Raw genomic sequence first — 23757 nt, 5'->3', positions numbered from 1 at the left:
ATAAATGGCAGAAAAAACATTTTACCGAGAATTTGAAGTGTTTAGCAAACGAACGCCGAGTTCTGCTTTTCAACACCAATTTAGCCTGCTTGCGCCAAACAAAGATATGGCGTTTATCATGGCACAAGAAAACTTTATGCGCCGTGAGCCTGTTGCAGATATTTGGATTATAGATAGAGAACATATCCGTTCTATGAATGCTGATGAGAAACTGACACTGGGCCGTTTGGATAATAAGCAATACCGCACAACTAAAGGCTATGGCTATTTGAAAAAGAAGTGGCGCCATTACGAGCAACAAATGCTAGATGAAAAAGAAATCCTATCGTGGGGAGGGAACAGCAAATGAGCAGCGGAGAAAACGTTTTAAGCCCTGAATATAAAAAAGCATTAGAAAATCTATTGTTTCAATTAGCGGACGATGATTTTCTCATCTCTTTCCGCGGCTCTGAATGGCTCGGCCTTGCCCCACATATAGAAGAGGATGTGGCGTCTTCCTCCATCAGTCAAGACACAATGGGGCATGCGGCTATGTTCTATACACTGCTTGAGGATCTTGGTGCTGGAAAAGCAGATGACCTTGCACACCTGCGGGAAGCTCAGGATAGAAGAAATAGTGTGCTCGCTGAACGAGTGAACGGTGAAGGCTATTACATGGAAACACCGAAATATGATTGGGCTTATGCCGTTGTTAGAAATTTCTTCTACACCCAAGCGAAAAAAGTCAAGATGGATTCATTACGGCAAAGCAACTATAAGCCGCTTGCTGAAACGGCTGTAAAAGTAAACATGGAGCTGTACTATCATCTTCTGCACTGGAAAACATGGTTTATTCAGCTTCTCAATTCAACAGATGAAGCAAAACGCCGAATGAATGAAGCAATAGAGCTTGTGATGAAGGACTTTGGGGATGTTTTCTCGTACGGAGATGAAAAAACAGCGATTGAACAGAGCGGTCTAATTGCCGGCGAAGATCAATTAAAAGAGGGATGGAAATCGAACATGGCGCTACCATTTGAATGTGTTGCGATGAAAGTGCCAGACATTCCAGAAGCTTCGGCAAAGAATGGCCGCAATGGCGATCATACGGAAGAATTGGCATCTGCATTAACGACTCTGTCAGAAGTGTACAGATTAGATCCTGCAGCAGCTTGGTAAATGAACATCAAAAGAGGTGATCACAGGTGGTATCACTTGAAGAAGAAATTCGACAAGAAGTATACGATGCGTTAATGGGCGTGAAAGATCCAGAAATCGATACAGTCAGCATCATTGATTTAGGCATGGTAGAGAAAGTGAATGTGGAAGGAAACAACGTGAACATAGTGCTCCTTCCCACTTTTCTGGGATGCCCTGCATTGGAAATTATTAAGAAAAATACAGTGAATGCAGTGAAAAGACTACCATCGGTGGGTGAGGTAGAAGTCGAATTTGTATTCCATCCACCTTGGACATCTGAACGTATTACAGAAGAAGGACACAAAGGGCTCCGCGCGTTTGGCATTGCGCCACCCCCGCAGCACTTTGAAGTAGATGGTTCATGGCATGTGGATTGCCCTTATTGTGGGTCTACTTATGTAACTATGGAAAATATCTTTGGGCCCACTGCCTGCAGAAGTATTTTGTACTGCAAAAGTTGTAAGAACCCGTTTGAAGCAATGAAACCAGTATCAACAATCATGTAAAAAAGTGGAGGGATTTAGAATGGCAAAAGTAGTGGCATTATACAAACAACCGAAAGACAAAGAGAAATTTGATGAGCATTATTTTAATGTTCACGGCCCTGTTACAGCAAAAATTCCAGGCCTTCGTGAAATGAAAGTAACGAGATTTACTAAAAATGTGATGACAGGCGGCGAACCAGATCTTTATCTCATGTGCGAAATGATTTATGACAGCATGGAAGATTTGAAAAGCGGCATGAAGTCGGATGAAGGGAAAGCTTCCGGAAAAGATTTAATGGGATTTGCAGGTGATCTTGTAACATTGATGATCGGCGAGGAAGTAGAATGAGTGCTTTTGACTGTATCGACACCTTTATAACAGGCGGAACGGCGGTCATAGAGTTAAACCGCCCCCGCCAGTTAAATGCTCTTAATCGAAAAATGGTCAGTGAAGTCGTGGAAGCAATGGAGTCATTTGACCGAAATGAAGAGGTGCAGGTGATTGTCTTAACCGGAAAGGGTCACTCTTTCTCAGCTGGCGCTGATATTGATGAAATGGCGGAGGATGATCCGATTCGGCTGGAATTGTTAAACCAGTTTGCCGATTGGGACCGGCTCTCACTCATAAAAAAGCCCATTATCGGAGCGGTGAAAGGGTTTGTATTTGGCGGCGGATTTGAGCTTGCATTATGCTGCGATCTTTTAATCGCGGCTTCTGGCACCGAATTTAGTTTCCCGGAAGTATCACTCGGTGTTATGCCTGGAGCTGGTGGGACTCAAAGGCTGACAAAGCTGGCAGGACGTACAAAAGCGCTTCAGTGGCTTTGGACAGGAGAGAGGATTCCAGCAGAAGATGCTTTAACACATGGTGTGATTAATCAAATTGTTTCCCCGGAATTATTAATGGAAGAAACATTAAAATTTGCGGCCAAGATTGCAAAACAGCCCCCACTTTCTTTACGTCTGATTAAGGATTCAGTAAATAAGGCTGTCGATTATCCACTATACGAGGGCATGCAATATGAACGGAAAAATTTTTATCTGCTTTTTGCTTCACAGGATCAGAAAGAAGGCATGAATGCTTTTGTAGAAAAAAGAAAACCAGAATATAAAGGTAGATAAGGAGCTGCATCTATGTTTGAAACCATTCATTATGACGTAAGAGATGGAGTTGCCTGGCTCACGTTGAACAGACCCGACAAACTTAACGCGTTTACAGCAAGGATGAACAGTGAAATCAAAGATGCTGTTAAGACAGCTTCACGAGATGAAGAAGTCCGGACAATAGTGATCACAGGAGCAGGTCGAGCGTTTTGTTCCGGCCAAGATTTGTCTGACGTAGATGAAACGATGGATCACGGAGATATTTTAAGATCGAATTACGGACCAATGGTAAAAGAGATGAGACGATGCGAAAAGCCAATAGTAGCGGCCGTGAACGGAGTTGCCGCTGGTGCTGGATTTTCTCTAGCGCTTGCTTGTGATTTTCGCTTAGTTTCTGAGAATGCTAGTTTCATTAATGCTTTTATACATGTTGGGCTCATACCGGATTCAGGCAATCTTTATTTCCTAACGAAGCTTGTGGGTGAAGCAAAGGCAGCTGAGCTAGCTATGCTGGGTGAGAAAATACCAGCAGAGAGAGCGGTTGAGCTTGGTCTCGCTAATAGAGTTTTTTCAGCAGAAACATTTACAGATGAAGTACACACATTTGCAGCCCGCCTCGCAACTATGCCGACAAAGGCAATGGGCTTAATCAAACGGTCACTGAAAGATGCAAGCACACTTTCATTTGACGAATATCTTGAACGTGAAGCCCAAGGACAACGTATCGCTGGTTTGACAGCTGATCATCGTGAGGGCGTTGATGCATTTATGCAGAAGAGAAAACCAGTTTTCCAAGGAAAATAAAAGGGAGTGGAATAGATGTCAACAACTCAAGAAATCAAGGTAGAACAAGCAGCAATGAAACGAGATTTTTACCATTTAATCATTAACGGAGAGAAGGTAAAAAGCAGCAGTGACGAAACGATAAAAGTATACAATCCTGCAACCGGCGAATTAGTAGCTGAAGTAGCAAAAGCTTCAAAAGAGGATACAGATCGAGCGGTATCTGCTGCACGCGAAGCATTTGATAACGGTAAATGGAGGAAGTACCCTGTCGGCCGCCGTGCACAAGTATTGAATAAGATTGCTTCTATTATGCGTGCCCGTTTCAACGAACTAGTGGAACTAGAAATTCTTGATACAGGTAAGTCTATCCATGCTGCACAGGGACAGGTTATGCAAGCCATTGAAGATTTTGAATTCTACGCAGGCGCGATTGTCGGCCACCGCGGGACGGTTAATAATGTGCCTGGGCAATTCCATAACTATACAGAAAAAGAACCTGTCGGTGTTTGTGCCCAAATCACGCCATGGAATTATCCAATGATGATGGCTGCATGGAAAGTGGCACCGGCGATTGCTGTTGGCTGTTCCGTTATTGTTAAACCTGCTTCTCTTACGCCGCTTACAACGATTATCCTAGGCGAAATTTGCCTAGAAGCAGGTGTTCCTGCAGGCGTTGTGAATATTATTCCAGGTTCAGGTGCTGAAGTGGGCGATTATCTAGTGGGTCATCCACAAGTGGATAAAGTGGCATTCACAGGTTCTACGCCAATCGGTAAAGACATTATGGCCAAAGCATCGCAATCATTAAAGCGCGTGACACTTGAGCTTGGAGGCAAATCGCCTAATCTTGTCTTTAATGATGCAGACATTGATGCGGCAGTTGATGGATCATTGTTTGGTATTTTCTATAATAGCGGACAATCTTGCGAAGCACGTTCACGCTTGTATGTGCAAGAAGATATATATGAGGAATTCATGAGCAAGTTCGTCCAAAAGGCAAAAGCTATTAAACTGGGCGATCCATTTGATAAAGGTACACATATGGGGGCAATCATCGACCAACGTCAGCTTGACACAATTGACAGCTATGTAAAATCTGCGGTGGAAGATGGCGCAGAAATTCTTGCTGGAGGGCATGTGGCAAAACCTGAAGGCTTTGAAAATGGCTTCTGGTATGAACCAACTGTGATTGCAAATGTAAATCATGATATGAAAGCAGTAAAAGAAGAAATCTTTGGACCTGTTGTTGTTGTCATGAAGTTTAAAGATGAAAAAGAAGCGATTAAGCTGGCAAATGATACCGAATATGGTCTAGGTTCTGCGATTTGGACAAAAGACGGCGCAAAAGCAACGCGTGTAGCTAATGGAATTCAAGCAGGTATTGTCATGGTCAACTGTCCATTTTCTGCATTTCCGGGCACGCCTTTTGGCGGTTACAAACAGTCAGGCTTTGGACGCGAGTTAAGTATTGAGTCACTGGATCTCTATACAGAAACAAAGAGTATCCTATCTTACTATGGCAGCCGTCCCCTTAATCCATTAGGCGTTTAAGCTATTTATTGAAGACGGACAGGTGACTACAATCTCTTGTCCGTTTTCCTGCATAAAGGAGGAGAAAAATATGATCAACCGCATTGGCGTCATTGGTTTAGGTGTCATGGGTAGAGGAATTGCCTATGTTGGAGCACTTGGCGGATACTCTGTCACAGTTGCAGATGTAAGCGAAGAGGCATTGCATAATGCAAAAAAAGAGATTGAGACCATTTTTGAAAAAAGCATCTCCCGTGGACATATCACTGTAGAGGCAGCAGAACAGGCTCGTGGAAATTTACATTTTGAAACAGACTTAGCATTCGTCGCGGCAGGGGCTGATTTACTGATTGAAGCTGTACCAGAAGTAGCAGCTATTAAGAAACAAGTATTTGAAATGATGGAGGAGCATGCCCAAGAGCATTGCTACTTCGCAACAAATACATCTACTATGAGCCCGACAGAGATTGCTTCCTATGCGAAGCGTCCGGATAAAACGATTGCGATGCATTTTTTCAACCCTGTACATAAAATGCCTCTCGTTGAAATTATCCGCGGACTCGAAACAAGCGATGAAACAGCAGCTGTGATTAGAGAAGTCGCTGAAAAAATGGGGAAGGAGACCGTTGTCATTAATGAATTCCCTGGGTTTGTGACAAGTCGGATCAGTGCATTGGTCGGTAATGAGGCCTTCTATATGTTACAAGAAGGGCTCGGCACGCCTGAAGAGATTGATAAAGCGATAAAACTTGGATTGAATTATCCGATGGGTCCCTTTGAATTAGTTGATCTTGTGGGCCTTGATGTCCGTTTGAACAACTTAAAGTATTTGCATGAAAAGCTAGGTGAAAAATATCGGCCTGCACCAATTCTTGAACAGTATGTGAAAGCGGGAAGGCTTGGCCGCAAAAGTGGAAGAGGCGTGTATGACTATACTGATCAAAAAGAGCTGATAAAAAAATGAGAGAAGTCGTTATTGTAGATGCAGTCCGTACGCCAATTGGCAGATATAAAGGAGCATTAAAGGATGTCAGACCGGATGATCTTGGAGCAGTTGTCATTAAAGCATTGCTTGAGCGAAACCCGGCAATCCCTCCTGAACAGATTGAAGAAGTTGTATTAGGCAACGCGAATCAAGCGGGAGAAGACAATCGGAATGTGGCAAGAATGGCAGCCCTACTTGCAGGTCTTCCAGTAGAGGTCGGCGGCACTACGGTTAATCGCCTGTGCGGCTCAGGCTTAGATGCTGTGATGTATGCTGCACGAGCAATTTCAGTAGGCGAAGGAGATATCTTTATTGCAGGCGGTACAGAAAGCATGACACGAGCGCCATTAGTCATGGCAAAGCCAAATCAGGAGTTCCCACGGGGAAATATGGAACTGCAAGATACAACAATCGGCTGGCGTTTTACTAATCCTGTGCTACATGAAATGTATGGAACAGACTCGATGCCGCAAACGGCAGAAAATGTTGCGCAGCGCTATGCCATTTCTCGTGAGGATCAAGACGCATTTGCACATGTAAGTCAGCAACGGGCCAAAAAAGCATTGGAAGAAAATCGTTTTGCGGAAGAGATTGTTCCGGTTGTATATAAGGACCGCAAAGGAAGTGAAATGGTTGTTGACCGTGATGAACATCCGCGTCCAGAGACAACACTTGAAAAGCTTGGGAAGCTAAAGCCACTTTTTGAAGGTGGTACTGTGACAGCGGGAAATGCATCTGGGGTAAACGATGGGGCAGCTGCGTTGCTGCTTATGAGCGCGGAAAAAGCGAAAGAGCTAAATGTAAAGCCGCTCGCCAAATATATAACAGGAGCTACAGCGGGGCTAGAACCGGCCGTTATGGGTCTTGGCCCAATTTACGCAACCCAAAAAGCGCTTAAACGAGCACACCTGACTGTAAATGATATCGGGCTTATTGAGTTGAACGAAGCTTTTGCTTCCCAGTCAATTGAATGCATTCGCCAGCTAGAACTAGATTCGAATAAAGTGAACGTCAACGGAGGAGCCATCGCTTTTGGCCATCCATTAGGTGCTAGTGGGGCGCGTATTTTGACAACGCTTCTTTATGAGATGAAAAGGAGAAACGAAAAATTCGGATTGGCCACAATGTGTATTGGTGTCGGTCAAGGCATTGCAGCTATTGTAGAAAATTACAATGAATAAATATTACAAATAAGCTGTCCCTTCAGATGCTATTGTTCTTTTTGTGAAATAAAAGGGCAATGGAAGAAGAGATGCACTGAAAGAGTAAAAGCGCAATTTTATTAGTATAGATTTGATAAGTAAAATTTAATTGAAGTGTGAGCAGCGGAGACTCCTCGGGAATTAGCGAGTCAGGTGAGACCCCACAGGGAGAGAATCGAACGAGGAGACTCACCGCTCGCTCCCAGGAGCGCGCAGCTGTTCACACTTCGTTTTCTTATCAAATTAGTACAATAAGAACTGTGGAGTTGAGACTTTCAGTGTCCTCGGATGAAGACGGACAGTCTTTTTAATAGAAAGGAATGGTAGGATGTCGACAGTATTATATACGAAGAAAAATAATATTGCTTATGTAACTATTAATCGGGAAGAATCCCTTAATTGTTTTAACTATGAGACTCTAAAATGCTTGCAAGCAGTTACAGATGAAATTTCGATTGATCCAGAGGTTAAAGTAGCCATATTTACTGGTGCCGGCAATAAAGCGTTTAGCGCAGGTGCTGATTTAAAAGAGCGCAAACATTTAACCGAAGCAGAAGTCCGACGAAATGTAAAAGCAATTCGCGATGTATTCAACGGCATTGCGAGCCTCCCGCAGCCAACCATTGCAGCAGTCAATGGCTATGCACTGGGCGGTGGACTTGAATTGATGATTGCTTGTGACTTCCCCATCGCAGTAGAAGATACGCAAATGGGTTTGACTGAAACAAGCTGGGCCATCATACCAGGAGCAGGTGGAACACAGCGCCTGCCTAGATTAGTAGGGGAAATGAAAGCGAAGGAACTCATTTTTACCGCCAGGAAATTTTCAGCACAAGAAGGATTGTCCATGGGGGTTGTATTGCAAGTAGTGAAGAAAGAGGAATTAATGAGTACCTGTGAACAATTGGCGGTAGATATGATGAAAAATGGTCCTGTTGCTTTAAAACAAGCCAAATATGCTATCACACAAGGAATGAATACAGACTTACAAACAGGTCTAGCTATTGAAGCTAAAGCGTATGAACTGACGGTACCAACAAGAGATCGCTTAGAAGCACTTCAGGCTTTTAGTGAAAAAAGGGAACCAGAGTATATCGGCAAGTAGGCATTCTATCAAATTAACGTTATAATAAGAAAATAAAGAAATGTCGAAAAAAGAAGAAAGAGAGGAATGAAATGGCGAATACACAATCAATGATTTTCACCATCTATGGCGACTATATTCGTCATTACGGAAATAAAATATGGATCGGCAGTTTAATTCGTGTATTGAAAGAGTTTGGACATAATGAGCAATCCGTTCGAGTTGCTGTCTCTCGAATGGTGAAGCAGGGCTGGATTGTATCCGAAAAAAAGGGGAACAAAAGCTATTATTACCTTACACCACGGGGAGAAGCGCGTATGGAAGAAGCAGCACACCGGATTTTCAAGTTAAAGGCACATTCATGGGATGGCAAATGGCGCATGCTGATGTATACCATTCCAGAAGAAAAAAGGTTAATCCGTGATGAATTACGCAAAGAGCTACTATGGAGTGGTTTCGGGAGCTTTTCAAGTGGTTGTTGGATTTCACCAAACGATCTTGAAAAAGAAGTGAAGATGCTAGTTGAAAAATATGAAATAAGCGAGTATGTTGATTTCTTTGTTTCAGATTACAAAGGGCCAAATGAAGACCGTGCACTTGTCGAAAAAAGTTGGCCGCTACAAGAGATTGAAGGAAAGTATGAAGAGTTTATTGCAACATATAGCAAAAGATATATTATCCACCAAAGTGCTATGGCAACTGGGCAAATGACAGATGCGGAATGTTTTGTTGCGCGGGCGAACCTAGTGCATGAATACCGTAAATTTCTATTTACCGACCCGGGATTGCCAAAAGAGTTGTTACCTCCTTTGTGGAATGGTGACCATGCCTCACTTCTATTCAGCCAATACTATAAATTACTGGCAGAGCCAGCCAGCCGATTTTTTGAAGAAGTATTCAGTGAGGATAATGATATGCGTCGTAAAGACAAAACGTATAATGCAGCGCATCATCCATATCTAGTCAATGAGAATCCAAAGTAAAACCCAGAAAACGAAAAGCTTTCTGGGTTTTCAATCTACTAGTATATAAAATATATCCAAGGCATCTTTTAATCCATTGGTTCATACTATTTACTACTAACTGATAGTTAAACGTCTGTAGGGTGCTAACATAGTTTAATCTTGCTCTAAAGCTTTTCTAAAGTCATATCCTTTTTGCACATACGTATCAATAGACAACTGAATGAGTTCAAGGTCTTTGTCATTTAGTTCGCGGACCACTTTACCAGGTGAGCCAACCACAAGCGAACGAGGAGGAATTTTCTTGCCGCTCGGAATTAAAGTGTTGGCGCCAATAATACACTCTTCACCGATTTCTGTATTGTCTAGTATGGTGGACCCCATGCCAATAATTGAACGTTTCCCCACCTTACAGCCATGCAAAATAACATTATGGCCAACCGTTACTTCATCTTCCACGACAACCGGAGAACCTTCATACAAATGTATGGTTGAGTTATCTTGGATGCTGCATCGTTTACCTATTGTAATGGAGCCTTCGTCGCCGCGAAGCACAGCATTAAACCAAATGGTCGATTCTGAGCCGACATGGACATCTCCTATCAGTTGAGAGCCAGGTGCAATAAATACATTTTCTTCGAGCTGCGGATTTTTCCCGTTAAAAGCAATAATCATAGCATACCCTCCGTCAGTAATTTTCTAAATTGTTTTTCTATTCTATTTATTATAACATAATTTCAAAGGGAGGAGAAAAAATGATAGATGTTTGTGAATTGCTTCAAATAAACTATCCTATTATCCAAGGGGGGATGGGCAATATTAGCAATGCCCAATTAACCGCTGCCGTTTCTGAAGCGGGAGGGCTTGGCACGATTGGGTGCGGTACTATGGATCCTGGTGAGGTAGAAAAAATTATTCTAGAAACTAAACAGCTTACAGCTAAAAGCTTTGCGGTAAATATAGCAATAAGCGTATCACCTCATACAAAAGATCTTATTGATTTGGTTATCAAGCATAAAATTCCGTTTGTTTCACTATCAGCAGGTAATCCAGCACCACTCATTCCACTACTCCATGAACATGGAATCAAGGTAATTGTACTTGTAGCATCTGTTAAACATGCACAAAAAGCAGAGGCAGCTGGTGCGGATATCCTTGTAGCGGAAGGATTCGAAGCAGCAGGGATTAACTCTTCTCTTGAATTAACTACATTTACACTGGTCCCACAGATTGTGGAGCATGTAAATGTACCGGTACTAGCTGCTGGTGGGATTGGGGATGGTAGAGGTCTGGCAGCAGCTCTTATGCTTGGCGCAAGCGGCGTACAAATAGGGACAAGGCTGATTGCAACAAAAGAGGCGCCATTCCATGAAGTGTACAAGAATCATCTTGTCCAAGCAGAGGATACAGAAACGATGATTTTGGGTCGCAGTGTTGGCAGGGTCAGACGGATTTTAAAAAATCCTTATGCAAAGCGCTTACATGAGCAGGAACAAGAGGGAATGACGTTAGATCAGTATACAGAATGGACTTCGGAAGATAAACATATACAAGGCGCGTTGAAAGGCGATATGGAAAACGGCTTTATTAACAGTGGCCAAATTGCAGGACTAATTGATGATGTACCGACTGTTAAGGAATTGTTCGAAAGAATGATGGAATCGGCAGATGAGCAGCTTAATTTTGCAGCACAAGAAGTAAAAGAAATCAGATTTCGTGCGGCGAAGCAAGGTGCGACTGTTATCCTTGGAGAAAAGGATATATAGTACTGATTAATCCTTACAAGGAAAATATCCCCTTGTGAGGAGCGGATTTTGTTGTATATAGGTGATAGAATTTTCAGAAAATAATGTTGATTTTCATATAACGGGTTGATAAAATGAAGTTGGAAAAACGTTATACCAATAGAGGGGATTAAAAGAGAGAAGTGTAAGCGTTTTCCTGTTTAATAAATATGAAGGGGTGGAGTATTGGAACAGAAAGAACAATGGTCATCGAAGCTGGGGTTCATTCTGGCAGCTGCTGGTTCTGCAATTGGGCTCGGCGCTATCTGGAAGTTTCCTTATGTAGCCGGTACAAGCGGGGGAGGAATTTTTCTACTCATTTTTATTCTCTTTACATTGCTTGTCGGTTTGCCGCTTTTAATTGGAGAGTTCATTATCGGAAGAAGTACGCAAAAAGATGCAATAGAATCATATAAGGAACTAGCGCCAAACTCTTCATGGCATTTTATTGGAAGGCTTGGCATTTTTACATGCTTTATCTTGCTATCATTTTATAGTGTAGTAGGCGGATGGATCTTAATTTATATTTATAAAGGTTTTACCGGGGCTTTAAATGGTCTAACAGAAGTCCAATATGGGACTTTATTTGGCGAAACGATATCCAGTCCATTCCTTTCTATTTTCGGTCAATTTTTGTTTATGGCAATCACGATTTATGTGGTTTCACGGGGTGTAACAGCTGGTATTGAAAAGGCAAGCCAATTTATGATGCCGGCATTGTTTATTTTATTCCTGCTTATTATTATTCGTTCTCTAACACTAGAAGGATCAATGAAAGGACTTGAATTCTTTCTTAATCCTGATTTATCAAAGATTACTTCGGATACAATCTTATTTGCCATGGGGCAGTCATTCTTTACCTTGAGTGTTGGGGTATCCGTCATGGTCACATACAGCTCCTATTTATCTAAGAAGGAAAGTATCCCACAATCCGCTATTTCCATCGTGGTCATGAACCTGCTTGTAGCAGTGTTAGCTGGATTGGCTATTTTCCCTGCTGTTTTCTCATTTGGTCTGAAACCAGATGCAGGGCCAGTATTGCTATTTAATGTGCTGCCAACAGTCTTTAACCAAATTCCATTTGGCATCGTCTTTTTACTTGCCTTTTTAATCCTATTTTTATTTGCCGCATTAACTTCTGCTTTTTCTATGCTTGAGATTATTGTGGCCGTACTAGCAAAAGGCGATGACAGCAAACGGATGAAATATTCATGGATCATCGGTCTACTGATTTTTGTTGTAGGCGTACCTTCTGCACTGTCATACGGTGTGTGGAGCGACGTATTGATTTTCAAAAAGTCTATTTTTGATGCGGCTGATTATCTTGTAAGTAATTTGCTTCTACCGCTTGGGGCTTTGTTGATCGCCATTTTTGTTCCGATGAAAATTTCAAAAGAAAGATTAGTAGAAGAGATTTCTTCTGGCTCATCTATTGGAAAGAAAATTTTTGCTACATGGTTCCTATTGATTAAATACCTTGTGCCTGTTGTGATTGTGATTGTTTACTTGGATGTTCTTGGCGTCTTCGACTATTTTTTTTAATAGAATAGAAGAAAGCTATGCGTAAAATAAAACGTTTGAGGGTGATAACATGGACGTGACAGATATTCAACTTTTGAAAATTCTTCAGGAAGATGGACGAATTACACTAAGCGATTTATCAAAAAAACTCTCCCTCAGCAGGCCAAGTGTAGCCGAACGTTTTACAAGGTTAACTGAAAAAGGAACGATCGACAAAATTGGAGCAAGAGTATTGCCTAATGCAGTAGGTCGAAACCTGCTTTTATTCATTCAGGTGAGTGAAGTAAAGGTTCTTTATGATGATTTTGAAGAAATGACTCGAAACCATCCCGATATCATTGAATGTCACCGTTTAACTGGCACTGTGAACTATTTATTGAAGGCAGCAGTCAATGATGTGGACCATTTAAATAAGCTTATTGATTATCTAATTCACTACGGTATTATCCATACATCGATCGTGCTAAAATCACCTGTTTCGGAAAAAATAGTTTTGCCATCAGCTATTGAGCAAGAATGGCCGTGAGCCTTTAAAATAAAAGAATAATAGACTTTCATTCGCGACCTCTTTCACTTTGGAAAGGGGTTTTTTACTGCAGTAAAAGGAATTTACAAATCGGAGTAATTGATCAATAAATATATTCATAATGTTAAATTATTTCAGAAAATTAGATCAGTTTGATATATATTTGTACACTCTAACCTTTTATAATTAAAGTTACATTTATTTATCTTCATTAGCACTATTTTGAAAGGGCTTACAGTGGAGAAGAGACGTCAACCATTCAATGAAAGCGGGGATAAAAATGAATCTGGTAGAAAAGAAATCAATAACAGAAGAATTTACGCTTTTTGAAAAAATGTCTAAACATGAACAAGTGGTCTTTTGCAACGATCCGGCATCGGGCTTGAAGGCAATTATTGCCATTCATAATACAACGCTTGGACCTGCGCTTGGCGGGTGCCGTATGCAGCCATATAACAGTGTGGAAGAAGCACTTGAAGATGCCCTGCGCCTCTCGAAAGGCATGAGTTATAAATGTGCTGCCTCAGACGTTGATTTTGGTGGAGGAAAAGCTGTTATCATCGGGGATCCGTTAAAAGATAAATCACCTGAATTGTTCAGAGCTTTTGGTCAGTTTGTTGAATCGCTGGGTGGCCGTTTTTATACGGGGACAGATATGGGCACAAATATGGAAGATTTCATTCATGCCATGAAAGAGACCAATTGTATCGTTGGTGTACCGGAAGCCTATGGAGGCGGAGGAGATTCTTCTGTTCCGACTGCAATGGGTGTTCTTTATGGCATCAAAGCAACAAATAGAACGCTCTTTGGTAGAGACAGTCTTGGCGGCCATACATATGCCGTTCAAGGCCTAGGAAAAGTTGGCTTTAAAGTAGCAGAAGGCTTACTGGAAGAAGGCGCTCATTTGATTGTGACAGATATCAACGAACAAAGCTTACAGGCGATACAAGAAAAAGCAAAAGCTACGCCAGGTTCAGTTTCTATTGTGGCTAGCCATGAAATATATACACAAGAAGCAGATGTTTTTGTTCCTTGTGCCCTTGGTGGAGTTATTAACGATGAAACCATTGCACAGTTGAAAGTAAAAGCAATCGCTGGTTCAGCCAATAATCAACTTCTTACTGAAGAGCATGGAAGACAGCTTACTGAAAAAGGCATTCTATATGCACCGGATTACATTATCAACTCGGGTGGTCTCATTCAGGTAGCGGATGAATTATACGGTGTGAATAAAGAACGTGTACTTGCAAAAACAAAACATATTTATGATGCCATTCTTGAAGTATACCAGCAAGCAAGACTGGACAGCATCACTACGATGGAAGCAGCAAACCGAATGTGTGAGCAACGCATGGCATCCAGAGGAAAGCGAAACAGCTTCTTCACTTCTTCTATCAAGCCAAAATGGGCGATTCGTAAATAATTGTGTGAGGAGGGTACTATGGAGACTCAATTTCCGATCAAAAGAATCATAGATGATGAAGGAAACGTAGTAGACGCTTCCTATTGTGAACAACTGCATGGAGAGCTAGCAAAAGAGTTGTATTACCATATGAAGCGGATTCGGGCCTTTGATAGAAAAGCGATCAGCTTGCAGCGGCAAGGACGCCTTGGCACATATGCACCAATGGAGGGGCAGGAAGCTTCACAGGTGGGCAGTGCACTAGCACTGGGGCAGGATGATTGGATGTTTCCAACATACCGCGATCACGGTGCAAAGCTTACATTTGGCGCCCCTATGGTTGAGACCTATCTTTACTGGAATGGAAGAGCAGAGGGGTGTGTTCCGCCTGTAGGAAAGAATATTTTTCCGCCTGCTGTGCCGATTGCTACACAATTGCCTCATGCAGCAGGAGCAGCTTGGGCAGAAATGCGTAAAGGGACGCGGAATGCAGCCATTGCCTATTTTGGAGATGGAGCAACATCTGAAGGAGATTTCCATGAAGGATTAAATTTCGCCAGTGTATTAAAAGCACCTGTCTTATTTTTTAATCAGAATAACCGGTATGCCATATCGGTTCCGATTGAAAAGCAAATGAATTCTGAAACGATTGCTCAAAAAGCTGTCGCATATGGCATGCCAGGAGTACGTATTGACGGCAATGACTGTTTCTCTGTTTACTTTGAGGCTAAAAAGGCCTTAGAAGATGCTAGAAACGGTAGAGGGCCAACGCTTATTGAAGCGGTGACTTGGCGTACAGGTGCCCATACAACTGCAGATGATCCGTCAAAATATCGTCCGGAAGACCAAGGGAAAGAGATAGTAGATCCATTAGTGCGACTAGAGCGTTTTATGAAGAAAAACAGCTGCTGGGATGAGGCTTGGATTGTTGAGATAGAAGCATTAATCAAAGCAGAAGTAGAGACAGCTGTTGAAGAGATGGAAAGCTATCCAAAAGCAAACGTGGAAGATTTGTTCGACCATGTTTTCGCTAAAATGCCGACACAACTGGCTGAGCAAAAAGAATCCTATCTTGCACATTTGAAGAGGGGGTAATGGGCTTTGGAAATGGAAGTTAAGGAGATACAACGAGAAAATACGGCCACACAGCTTTTGACGATAGTAGGAGCTGTCAATGATGCGATGAAAATGCTGCTTGAAAGCGATGAAAGTGTCATGATTCTTGGTGAGGATATTGGAAAGAATGGCGGAGTTTTTCGAGCGACGGAAGGGCTTCAAGAGAAATTTGGTACTGATCGTGTTGTTGATACACCCCTTTCAGAAGCTGGAATTATAGGTACATCTATCGGCCTTGCAGTTAATGGATTTAAACCTATTGCGGAAATTCAATTTTTAGGCTTCATTTATCCAGCTTACGAACAAATTATGACACATGTCTCACGGCTTCGGATGAGAACCATGGGGCATTATACTGTGCCGATGGTTATTCGAGCCCCATACGGCGCAGGAATCCGTTCACCTGAAATTCATTCTGATAGCACAGAATCCCTGTTCACACATATGCCGGGAATAAAGGTTGTTTGCCCATCTACTCCCTATGACGCAAAAGGGCTGCTGATCGCGGCAATGGAAGACCCAGACCCGGTATTAATGCTTGAGCCAATGAAGAGCTATCGTGCGAAAAGAGAAGAAGTGCCGGTTGGAAAATATACAGTTGAGATTGGCAAAGGAAAAAGGGTGAGAGAAGGTACAGATGTCACTCTGATTGCCTGGGGGGCTATGATGCCCATTGTAGAAAAGGCGGCGCAGCAATCCGAGAAAAAAGGAATCAGCTGTGACATTATTGATTTGAGAACACTCTATCCAATCGATCGAGAAATCATTGCGGAATCTGTACAAAAAACAGGGAGAGCTGTCATTGTTCATGAAGCACATTTAACTGGCGGTCTTGGCAATGATATTATCTCTATTATTAACGATACATCTTTCTTATATTTGCGGGCGCCTATTGAGCGTGTTACAGGCTTTGATGTGCCAGTGCCTTTCTTTGCATTAGAGGAAGACTTTCTTCCAACGCCAGCACGTGTATTAGAAAGTATTGAAAAGGCTGTTCATTTCTAATCGTGTGGCTGAAGGCGCCAATTCCTGGCGTCTTCTATTTTTCTATAAAGAGAATAAATGCATTATGTTTTTTGAAATGGGGGAACGTCTATGCTAGAGGTAAAACTTCATGATATCGGAGAAGGAATGACAGAAGGTGAAATTATTCATTACCTTGTTAAACCAGGAGATCGGGTGATAGCTGACCAGCCGCTTGTAGAAGTGCAGACGGATAAGATGGTGGCTGAATTGCCCTCACCTGGAGCCGGTACAATAAAAGAAATTATTATTAGTACAGGCACAACAGTAGCTGTAGGTACGACGCTGCTTTACATTGAAGGAGAAGGAAGCTTAGAACCTGTTAGTGAAGGGAAGGCATCTGAAACTCCTAAAGAAGAAGTTCCGGTGCTATTAAAGGAGAAAAATGAGTTTGTTTCTTCGTTTAATCGCGTATTAGCTACTCCCTATACACGCAAAATTGCACGCGATCACCATATCAATATTGAAGATGTTACACCATCGGATCCCTCTGGAAGGGTAACAGAAGAAGATGTATACCGGTTTATGAAGGGAGAACAGTTAGCAGAGAAGGAAGCTGTATCGACTATGGTAGAGCCAGAATTCCTGGCAAAGCCAATATCGCCTGATGAAATTCCGTTCCGGGGTATACGCAAACAAATCGCGAAGAAAATGACAAAATCCCTCTTTACGATTCCACATGTGACCCATTTTGACGAAGTCAATATGACAAATCTACTGAAGCTGCGGGAGGAATTAAAGAAGGAAGGCGTTCATGTATCGGTGCCTGCTTTCTTCATGAAAGCCCTGGTATTTGCTTTGAAAGATTTCCCTGTATTTAATGCGGAGCTTGATGAAGAAAACGATAGAATCCTGCTGAAAAAAGAGTACCATCTTGGCATGGCAGTAGATACAAAAGAGGGCTTAATTGTGCCAGTTATTCATCATGCTGATAAGAAATCAATACAACAGATTCATGATGAGATGAAATGCTTAAATGAAAAGGCGAAAGACGGTAAGCTTGTGGCTGCTGAAATTCAAAACAGCACATTTACTGTTAGTAATGTGGGCCCGCTTGGAAGTACAGGTGCAACACCAATTATCAACTATCCGGAAACAGCACTGATCGCTTTCCATAAAACAAAAAAAGTACCAATCGTGACGGAGAATGATGAGATTGTTATTGGACATGTGATGACATTGTCCATGTCTTTTGATCATCGTGTTGCAGATGGTGCTACTGCGGTGGCATTTACAAATCGTTTTGCTAGTTTAATTGAACAGCCAAACAAACTGATGCTGGAGATGATATAGATGGTCGTTGGAGATATCAGTCAAGAAAGAGATTTGGTCATTATCGGTGGCGGCCCCGGCGGATATAGTGCGGCCATTCGTGCTGCGCAGCTTGGAGTATCCGTAACGTTGATTGAGCAAGAAAAACTTGGCGGCGTTTGTTTGAATAGGGGCTGCATTCCGTCTAAAGTGTTTACATATGCTGCGAAAAAACAGTCAGAAACTGGGCATATGAAAGAGCTAGGTCTTTTCGTTGGGGAAACATCATTTAACCTAAACAAGCTGCTTTCTTATAAATCGAAAGTGACTGATCAACTCAGAAGTGGTGTAGAAACACTTTGCAAAGCCAATAAAGTAGAGATAATTAAAGGGAAGGCAGGATTGATTGGAGAAGATCGGATTGGTGTTGAAAATGGCCACCAATTTGATATTTATACGTTCAAGCAAGCAATTATCGCTACAGGTAGTAGCCCTGTGTTGCCAGAGGGATGTCCAAAAAACAATAAGCGTATGCTGCTTTCTCAGGAAATATTTGATTTGCAGGAGTTGCCCGAGCATTTAATCGTTTATGGCCATGATTATATATCGCTAGAAGTGGCTTCAAGCTTTCATGCATTAGGGGCTCAAGTGACAATTCTATTGGAAGACACAGATGATTTTATATTTGATAGTTCTATCACTAAGGAATTGAACAGGTTACTGAAGAAAAAGAAGATAAAGGTCTACAAAGAAGCGAAGATTTTGTCAGCCGAGGAAACAGAAGCAGGTATAGATGTAAGGTTCAGAACGCAAGGAAAAGAAGAGGATGTTTCAGGTACACATTTGTTCGCAGCAGGGAACAGGAAGCCGAATGTAGAGGATCTAGGGCTACAACGATTTGGTATCGAGCAAAATGTAAATGGGTTTATAAAGATTGATCGAAATATGAGGACAACAGTTCCCTCTATTTACGCGATCGGGGATGTGACGGAAGGTCCACTTCTCGCAGTAAAGGCAATCAAGCAAGGCAAAGCCGCAGTAGAATCGATTGCTGGTGGCAATCCGGAGGTAGATTTAGCATTCCTACCAACCATTGTTCATTCCATTCCGCCAATTGCTTCAGTTGGTTTGACTGAACAGCAAGCCCAAAATCTTGGAATCGATCTTCGTGTAAATCAATTTGCATTGGGGAGTAATGGCTATGCCATGATTACTGGCAACAAAGATGGCTTTATTAAAGTAGTGACAGATGCTTCAAATGACATTATTTTGGGCATTCATATGATAGGAGAAGGAGCGGTTGAGCTATCAAGCACATTTGTTCAACTATTGGAAATGGCAGCGAAAGAAGAGGATGCAAAATTTCCGGCCTTTGCCCACCCTAGTATGAATGAAGCCCTGTTAGAAAGTGTGGAAGGGCTTATTGGCCAGGCAATCCATACTGTACCAAAGGGAAAAAGGCAAAAGGAAAGTTCCTTGAGCTTTATTAGGTAAAAGATTTTTCACAGAGGGCAAATTTCATTTGACAGAATTTTGCTCTTTGGTTTAAGATAATTGTAATTCAAACGGACGAGAGGGTGACCCAACTAAATGATTTACTAATCCTATGATTGAAAACACACAAATGAAGGTTTTAAGTAGGCGGACACCGCTTCTTTTTGATGCCTTCAATTGTCATTTTCAGAATAGGATTGTATTTCTATAGTTGGATTGAATGGTCTTTTTATAGGCTTATTTAATGATCCTCTATTTATGAATGCCTCCTATTCTGCATAAAATAGGAGGCTTTTTCTGTCTCCAAAAGGAGATGAATTTATGCAGGTATTAAAAGCGGGACAAATAAAACATTATGTAAAAGATCGTTTGTTGTTGGATATTACAGAACTCGAGGTGCAACAGCATGAACGGATTGGGCTGGTTGGACCGAATGGAAGCGGAAAGACGACACTATTACAGATTTTAGCTCAGAAAATAACGCCTGATAATGGGTTTGTGCATCAATATGTAGAGTGTGAGTATATTCCGCAAATAAAGGTTGATGTCACAACCAAAAGTGGTGGAGAAGTCACACAAGAATATATTCAAAAAAGCCTCAATCGAAATTCAGGCTTACTGCTATTAGATGAACCGACTACTCATTTGGACCTTTCTCATATCAGCTGGTTGGAAAAAAGTATGAAAAGCTGGCAAGGAGCATTTATTTTAGTATCACATGACCGGACATTTTTGGATGCTCTCTGCACGAGTATATGGGAAATAAGAGATGGCCAGCTGACAAAATATAAAGGCAATTATAGTGAATATGTAAAACAAAAAGAAGTGGAAAAGAATCAAGAGCAAGCGGCATACGAAAAGTACGTAAAAGAAAAGAAACAGCTTGAAGAAGCTTTAATATTAAAAGAAGAAAAAGCAAAAAGAGCCACAAAAAAACCGAAAAAGCTGAGCTCCTCGGAAGCTAGAATTACTGGAACAAAGCCATACTTTGCAAAAAAACAAAAAAAGTTATATCAATCTGCTAAAGCCATTGAAACGAGAATAGAAAATCTTGAAAAAGTGGAAAAGAGCAAAGAGCGTGCCCCTATAAAAATGGATTTACCTCATGCAGATTTAGTGAATGGACGTATTGTCTTTCGAATAGAAAATGTGGAAGGGTCTTTCGGGGAAAGAAAGCTATGGAAAAAAGCAAGCTTCTTCATACGAGGCGGCGATAAATTAGCAATAATCGGAGCAAATGGAACAGGGAAAACAACGCTCCTTAAAAAAATAATGGCAAGAGATGCAGGCATTTCGATCTCTCCCTCTATTCAAATGGGCTATTTCAGTCAGAAACTCGATATATTAGACACCGAAAAAACAATCCTAGAAAACGTGCAATCTACTTCTAAAAGAGGGGAAGACCTAATTCGTACAGTTCTTGCACGCTTGCATTTCTATCATGATGATGTGTATAAACCTGTTGGTGTATTAAGCGGGGGTGAACGAGTAAAAGTAGCGTTCGCCAAATTATTTGTCAGTGATCTAAATACATTAGTGCTAGATGAGCCGACTAATTTCTTAGATACTGAAGCGGTAGAAGCTTTAGAATCACTCCTGCAAGATTATGAAGGCACAATTATTTTTGTATCGCATGACCGTCAATTTATTGAAAAGATTGCAACTCGAATATTGGAGATTAAGAAGCAGAAGATCCATATTTTCGAAGGTAGTTATCCGCAATATGTACAGCAACAAAAGCCTAAAAAAGATAATCCTAAGTCAGACCAGCTTCTCTTATTAGAGACAAAAATAACAGAAGTGCTCAGCCGTCTAAGTATTGAACCTTCTAGTGAATTAGAGAAGGAATTTCAAAGGCTGCTGAAAGAAAAAAGGGAATTAAACTAGCTCCGTAATAGGTAGTTCGACAAAAAAGCTACTATCAATCCTAACAAATTTTATAAAATATGTTTTAAGCCTGCGACAGCGGGTATATATAGAATACAAGGGAAAAACAATACTACAACGAAGGGGACTGATAGACATGAAGTGTTTAACAGCGACTGCAGAAGATGTATTGGAAAACACCTTGTACGGGGAATTTAGTTTCCGGGCGAAAGGAACACTCGTCCTGAACCGTTATATTTAGCGCTAGAAATTTTTTCTAGTAATTTCCCTTGAATCCCGCAACTGGGATGAAAAAGGCGCTACTCAATCGAGTAGCGTCTTTTTCGTGTGTGTTGATATTTAAAAGTTATAAATCAAGGATAAATTAGATTTTGAACTGGTTCACATGTTCTTGCAACTCTTCCGCCATCTTAGAAAGCGCCAAAGCAGAAGAAGAAATTTCCTCCATTGATGCCAGTTGCTCTTCAGAAGCAGCAGCCACGTGTTGAGTATTTGTAGCGGAAGTTTGTGCTATTTGAGCTATATCTTCCATAGTGGCGTTGATTTGTTCAGCGCCTGCTGACATTTCTTCAGAGATAGCTGTAGATTCTTCTATTTTGGTAGAAACTTGTTCTATTAATTTCACAATCTCTTTAAAGCCAGTCTCAGCTTCATGTACGACAGTCATGCCTACTTGCACTTCATGTGTTCCTTGTGTCATAACATCTACTGCACGTGCCGTATCATTTTGAATTTTGCTGATCAATTGAGCGATTTGGTCAGCGGATTGCTTGGATTGTTCAGCTAATTTTCGTACTTCGGCAGCAACTACTGCGAAGCCTTTACCATGTTCGCCAGCTCGAGCTGATTCAATCGCAGCGTTTAGTGCCAACAAATTTGTTTGATCGGCGATTGAAGTTATCACCTCAATAATATGGCCGATTTCTTCAGAATGGCTGCCCAAGTTTTTGACGACTCTAGCAGAATCATCTACTACATCTGTAATGGTGTTCATTTGGGAAATCACTTTTTTCAACGAGTCATGGCCATTATTAGCTTCTTTTAATGTATCGCTTGATAGTTCAGAAACTTGTGCTGAAGATTCGGCTACCTGTTGAATACCTACTGTCATTTCATTCATTGCACTAGAGCTTTCCATTGCACCTTGGCCTTGCAATTCTGCACCGCTAGAAATTTCATGGATGCTCGTTGCAATTTGGTTTGTCGCCAGTGAAGTTTGTTCAGCGCTAGCAGTTAATTCTTCTGCTGAAGAAGCAACTTGGACTGCATTATTGTTTACTTTATGAATTAAACTACGAAGGTTATCGGTCATCAAATTGAATGATTGAGCTAAATCGCCAATTTCATCTTTATTTTTTACTTGAATAGGCTCAACAGTTAAATCACCGTCTGAAACGCGCGAGGTTGATTGTGCAATGGCGATGAGCGGCTTAGATATAAGACGGCCGATGAACCATGCGATGGCAATCGAAACTATGACTGCTATAATGCCAATTAGAATTAAAATATTTATTGTATGCATTACTGTATCTGTTGTTTCTTTATTTCCTTTGTCTAGAATATCATTTTGATAATCAGACAGTTTTTTTGATTGTTCATTAATACGACTTACAATATCTTTACCTTTTGAAGTCATTAAAAGGTTTGCTTCTTCTGTTTTCTTTTGTTTTTGGAGCGCAATGATTTGCTCGGAGAGTTGATTATATTCATCTTCAATACTATTTAAATCACTTAACATTTTCTTTGCTTCGGGGATCTTAAATCTACTTTGTAGATTGTCATACTGGTTTTTAAAATCCTCGCGTGATTGCGTGTATTCTTGTAAAGCTTGATCGCCACCTAAAAGTAAGAATCCTCTTAAACTAAACATTTCTTGCTTCAACGCTACCTGTAAATCTTTAATATCTACAGCTTTCTGCGCTTTGTCTTGCAATAGAAAGCTATAACTATCATTCACTGAACGAAGTTGGGAAAAGCTTATTGCGACCATAGTAATTAAAAGTGCAATTACTACTCCGAAACCACCGAGAAGTTTTCGGTTAATGGTCCATTTCATTTTAAATCATCCTTTTCTGCCATGCTTTTGTAGCATATTTTTTTATTCTATTGGGAATTTGTTGTTTCTTTAAAACATCAAATCTTTTGACCTATATTATGCTTTATTTTGCTATGTACAAAGGTATTTATAATCTGTAAATACACCTTTTTCAATGAGAAAAGCATCTTTATATAGTTATTAAGTCAAATTGCCCAGCAACTTTTCTATTATAATAACATGTTATTAAATTTACAATATTTTTAAATTGAAACCTAAAATTTTTATTCTTTGGAATATTTCTGGAAAAATACTTATTACTTTTTACTATTTAGCAGGCATGGTAGAATAGTTTAACGTACCAGTCGCCTTTTGGGTATATTGGTCCAAATTGCTATACA

The 23757-nt window shown here is 41.1% G+C and carries 22 protein-coding genes; 20 read left to right on the top strand and 2 right to left on the bottom strand.

All coding sequences use genetic code 11. The features are described from left to right. Nucleotides 1-4 precede the first annotated feature (4 nt). The 11 genes from paaB to paaX all read left to right on the top strand — a co-directional run bounded on the left by paaB (nt 5) and on the right by paaX (nt 9338). Entirely contained in the window at nt 5-349 is a 345-nt protein-coding gene (gene paaB / locus RST01_RS05225; protein WP_147194705.1) for a 1,2-phenylacetyl-CoA epoxidase subunit PaaB, read from the top strand. Then, the gene (gene paaC / locus RST01_RS05220; protein WP_147194703.1) at nt 346-1158 is read left to right on the top strand and encodes a 1,2-phenylacetyl-CoA epoxidase subunit PaaC; all 813 of its coding nucleotides are present in this window, start codon (nt 346-348) and stop codon (nt 1156-1158) included. The genes paaB and paaC overlap by 4 nt, the downstream gene beginning before the upstream one ends. A gap of 26 nt (nt 1159-1184) precedes the next feature. Next, the gene (gene paaD / locus RST01_RS05215; RefSeq protein ID WP_256467907.1) at nt 1185-1685 is read left to right on the top strand and encodes a 1,2-phenylacetyl-CoA epoxidase subunit PaaD; all 501 of its coding nucleotides are present in this window, start codon (nt 1185-1187) and stop codon (nt 1683-1685) included. 19 nt (nt 1686-1704) lie between these two features. Further along, on the top strand, nt 1705-2013 hold the full coding sequence (locus RST01_RS05210; protein WP_147194700.1) for an EthD family reductase: 309 nt from the start codon (nt 1705-1707) through the stop codon (nt 2011-2013). Continuing rightward, entirely contained in the window at nt 2010-2786 is a 777-nt protein-coding gene (locus RST01_RS05205; RefSeq protein ID WP_147194697.1) for an enoyl-CoA hydratase/isomerase family protein, read from the top strand. Before RST01_RS05210 ends, RST01_RS05205 begins: the two co-directional genes overlap by 4 nt. Before the next feature lie 12 nt (nt 2787-2798). Further along, nucleotides 2799-3572: an enoyl-CoA hydratase-related protein gene (locus tag RST01_RS05200; protein WP_147194694.1), complete on the top strand. Its 774-nt coding sequence runs from the start codon at nt 2799-2801 to the stop codon at nt 3570-3572. A 15-nt stretch (nt 3573-3587) separates the two neighbouring features. After that, nucleotides 3588-5105, top strand: coding sequence for an aldehyde dehydrogenase family protein (locus RST01_RS05195; protein ID WP_147194691.1), 1518 nt, complete (start codon nt 3588-3590; stop codon nt 5103-5105). A 70-nt stretch (nt 5106-5175) separates the two neighbouring features. After that, on the top strand, nt 5176-6048 hold the full coding sequence (locus RST01_RS05190; protein ID WP_147194688.1) for a 3-hydroxyacyl-CoA dehydrogenase: 873 nt from the start codon (nt 5176-5178) through the stop codon (nt 6046-6048). Next, entirely contained in the window at nt 6045-7250 is a 1206-nt protein-coding gene (locus RST01_RS05185; protein WP_147194685.1) for an acetyl-CoA C-acyltransferase, read from the top strand. Before RST01_RS05190 ends, RST01_RS05185 begins: the two co-directional genes overlap by 4 nt. Nucleotides 7251-7599: 349 nt before the next feature. Continuing rightward, complete coding sequence (locus RST01_RS05180; protein WP_147194682.1) at nt 7600-8376, top strand: enoyl-CoA hydratase-related protein; 777 nt, start codon at nt 7600-7602, stop codon at nt 8374-8376. 71 nt (nt 8377-8447) lie between these two features. Continuing rightward, nucleotides 8448-9338, top strand: a complete 891-nt coding sequence (gene paaX / locus RST01_RS05175) for a phenylacetic acid degradation operon negative regulatory protein PaaX (RefSeq protein WP_147194679.1) — start codon at nt 8448-8450, stop codon at nt 9336-9338. Nucleotides 9339-9473: 135 nt separating this feature from the next. Here paaX and RST01_RS05170 read toward each other — a convergent pair whose 3' ends face one another. Next, the gene (locus tag RST01_RS05170) at nt 9474-9992 is read right to left on the bottom strand and encodes a gamma carbonic anhydrase family protein (protein ID WP_147194676.1); all 519 of its coding nucleotides are present in this window, start codon (nt 9990-9992) and stop codon (nt 9474-9476) included. 80 nt (nt 9993-10072) lie between these two features. Between RST01_RS05170 and RST01_RS05165 the strand changes: the two genes are divergently transcribed. From RST01_RS05165 to RST01_RS05125, 9 genes are all read left to right on the top strand, one after another. Further along, entirely contained in the window at nt 10073-11083 is a 1011-nt protein-coding gene (locus tag RST01_RS05165) for an NAD(P)H-dependent flavin oxidoreductase (RefSeq protein ID WP_147194673.1), read from the top strand. A 204-nt stretch (nt 11084-11287) separates the two neighbouring features. Beyond that, a complete protein-coding gene (locus tag RST01_RS05160; RefSeq protein ID WP_147194671.1) occupies nt 11288-12643 on the top strand; it encodes a sodium-dependent transporter in 1356 nt (451 codons plus the stop codon). A 49-nt stretch (nt 12644-12692) separates the two neighbouring features. Next, nucleotides 12693-13148: an Lrp/AsnC family transcriptional regulator gene (locus RST01_RS05155; RefSeq protein ID WP_066784673.1), complete on the top strand. Its 456-nt coding sequence runs from the start codon at nt 12693-12695 to the stop codon at nt 13146-13148. Between the two features lie 280 nt (nt 13149-13428). Continuing rightward, nucleotides 13429-14571 (top strand): Leu/Phe/Val dehydrogenase, encoded by a 1143-nt coding sequence (locus RST01_RS05150; RefSeq protein WP_147194668.1) that lies wholly within the window; start codon nt 13429-13431, stop codon nt 14569-14571. 18 nt (nt 14572-14589) lie between these two features. After that, nucleotides 14590-15645 carry a pyruvate dehydrogenase (acetyl-transferring) E1 component subunit alpha gene (gene pdhA / locus RST01_RS05145; RefSeq protein WP_147194665.1) on the top strand — a complete coding sequence of 352 codons (1056 nt, stop codon included), beginning with the start codon at nt 14590-14592 and terminating at the stop codon, nt 15643-15645. 12 nt (nt 15646-15657) lie between these two features. After that, a complete protein-coding gene (locus tag RST01_RS05140; protein WP_147195103.1) occupies nt 15658-16671 on the top strand; it encodes an alpha-ketoacid dehydrogenase subunit beta in 1014 nt (337 codons plus the stop codon). Nucleotides 16672-16761: 90 nt separating this feature from the next. Then, nucleotides 16762-17982, top strand: coding sequence for a dihydrolipoamide acetyltransferase family protein (locus tag RST01_RS05135; RefSeq protein WP_147194662.1), 1221 nt, complete (start codon nt 16762-16764; stop codon nt 17980-17982). Next, on the top strand, nt 17983-19434 hold the full coding sequence (lpdA, locus tag RST01_RS05130; protein ID WP_147194659.1) for a dihydrolipoyl dehydrogenase: 1452 nt from the start codon (nt 17983-17985) through the stop codon (nt 19432-19434). Between the two features lie 321 nt (nt 19435-19755). Beyond that, entirely contained in the window at nt 19756-21321 is a 1566-nt protein-coding gene (locus tag RST01_RS05125; protein ID WP_147194656.1) for a Vga family ABC-F type ribosomal protection protein, read from the top strand. 364 nt (nt 21322-21685) lie between these two features. Here the strand turns inward: RST01_RS05125 and RST01_RS05120 are convergent, their stop codons facing one another. Next, nucleotides 21686-23377 (bottom strand): methyl-accepting chemotaxis protein, encoded by a 1692-nt coding sequence (locus RST01_RS05120; protein ID WP_147194653.1) that lies wholly within the window; start codon nt 23375-23377, stop codon nt 21686-21688. Between the last annotated feature and the right edge of the window lie 380 nt (nt 23378-23757).

The organism is Rummeliibacillus stabekisii, from assembly GCF_007988965.1.
GTDB lineage: Bacteria > Bacillota > Bacilli > Bacillales_A > Planococcaceae > Rummeliibacillus > Rummeliibacillus stabekisii.
This window is presented reverse-complemented; position numbering and strand designations above follow the sequence as displayed.

Coding starts and splice junctions, on each gene's coding strand:
- paaB (WP_147194705.1), top strand. CDS start 5: ATGGCAGAAAAAACATTTTACCGAGAATTTGAAGTGTTTAGCAAACGA.
- paaC (WP_147194703.1), top strand. CDS start 346: ATGAGCAGCGGAGAAAACGTTTTAAGCCCTGAATATAAAAAAGCATTA.
- RST01_RS05210 (WP_147194700.1), top strand. CDS start 1,705: ATGGCAAAAGTAGTGGCATTATACAAACAACCGAAAGACAAAGAGAAA.
- RST01_RS05205 (WP_147194697.1), top strand. CDS start 2,010: ATGAGTGCTTTTGACTGTATCGACACCTTTATAACAGGCGGAACGGCG.
- RST01_RS05200 (WP_147194694.1), top strand. CDS start 2,799: ATGTTTGAAACCATTCATTATGACGTAAGAGATGGAGTTGCCTGGCTC.
- RST01_RS05195 (WP_147194691.1), top strand. CDS start 3,588: ATGTCAACAACTCAAGAAATCAAGGTAGAACAAGCAGCAATGAAACGA.
- RST01_RS05190 (WP_147194688.1), top strand. CDS start 5,176: ATGATCAACCGCATTGGCGTCATTGGTTTAGGTGTCATGGGTAGAGGA.
- RST01_RS05185 (WP_147194685.1), top strand. CDS start 6,045: ATGAGAGAAGTCGTTATTGTAGATGCAGTCCGTACGCCAATTGGCAGA.
- RST01_RS05180 (WP_147194682.1), top strand. CDS start 7,600: ATGTCGACAGTATTATATACGAAGAAAAATAATATTGCTTATGTAACT.
- paaX (WP_147194679.1), top strand. CDS start 8,448: ATGGCGAATACACAATCAATGATTTTCACCATCTATGGCGACTATATT.
- RST01_RS05170 (WP_147194676.1), bottom strand. CDS start 9,992: ATGATTATTGCTTTTAACGGGAAAAATCCGCAGCTCGAAGAAAATGTA.
- RST01_RS05165 (WP_147194673.1), top strand. CDS start 10,073: ATGATAGATGTTTGTGAATTGCTTCAAATAAACTATCCTATTATCCAA.
- RST01_RS05155 (WP_066784673.1), top strand. CDS start 12,693: ATGGACGTGACAGATATTCAACTTTTGAAAATTCTTCAGGAAGATGGA.
- RST01_RS05150 (WP_147194668.1), top strand. CDS start 13,429: ATGAATCTGGTAGAAAAGAAATCAATAACAGAAGAATTTACGCTTTTT.
- pdhA (WP_147194665.1), top strand. CDS start 14,590: ATGGAGACTCAATTTCCGATCAAAAGAATCATAGATGATGAAGGAAAC.
- RST01_RS05140 (WP_147195103.1), top strand. CDS start 15,658: ATGGAAGTTAAGGAGATACAACGAGAAAATACGGCCACACAGCTTTTG.
- RST01_RS05135 (WP_147194662.1), top strand. CDS start 16,762: ATGCTAGAGGTAAAACTTCATGATATCGGAGAAGGAATGACAGAAGGT.
- lpdA (WP_147194659.1), top strand. CDS start 17,983: ATGGTCGTTGGAGATATCAGTCAAGAAAGAGATTTGGTCATTATCGGT.
- RST01_RS05125 (WP_147194656.1), top strand. CDS start 19,756: ATGCAGGTATTAAAAGCGGGACAAATAAAACATTATGTAAAAGATCGT.
- RST01_RS05120 (WP_147194653.1), bottom strand. CDS start 23,377: ATGAAATGGACCATTAACCGAAAACTTCTCGGTGGTTTCGGAGTAGTA.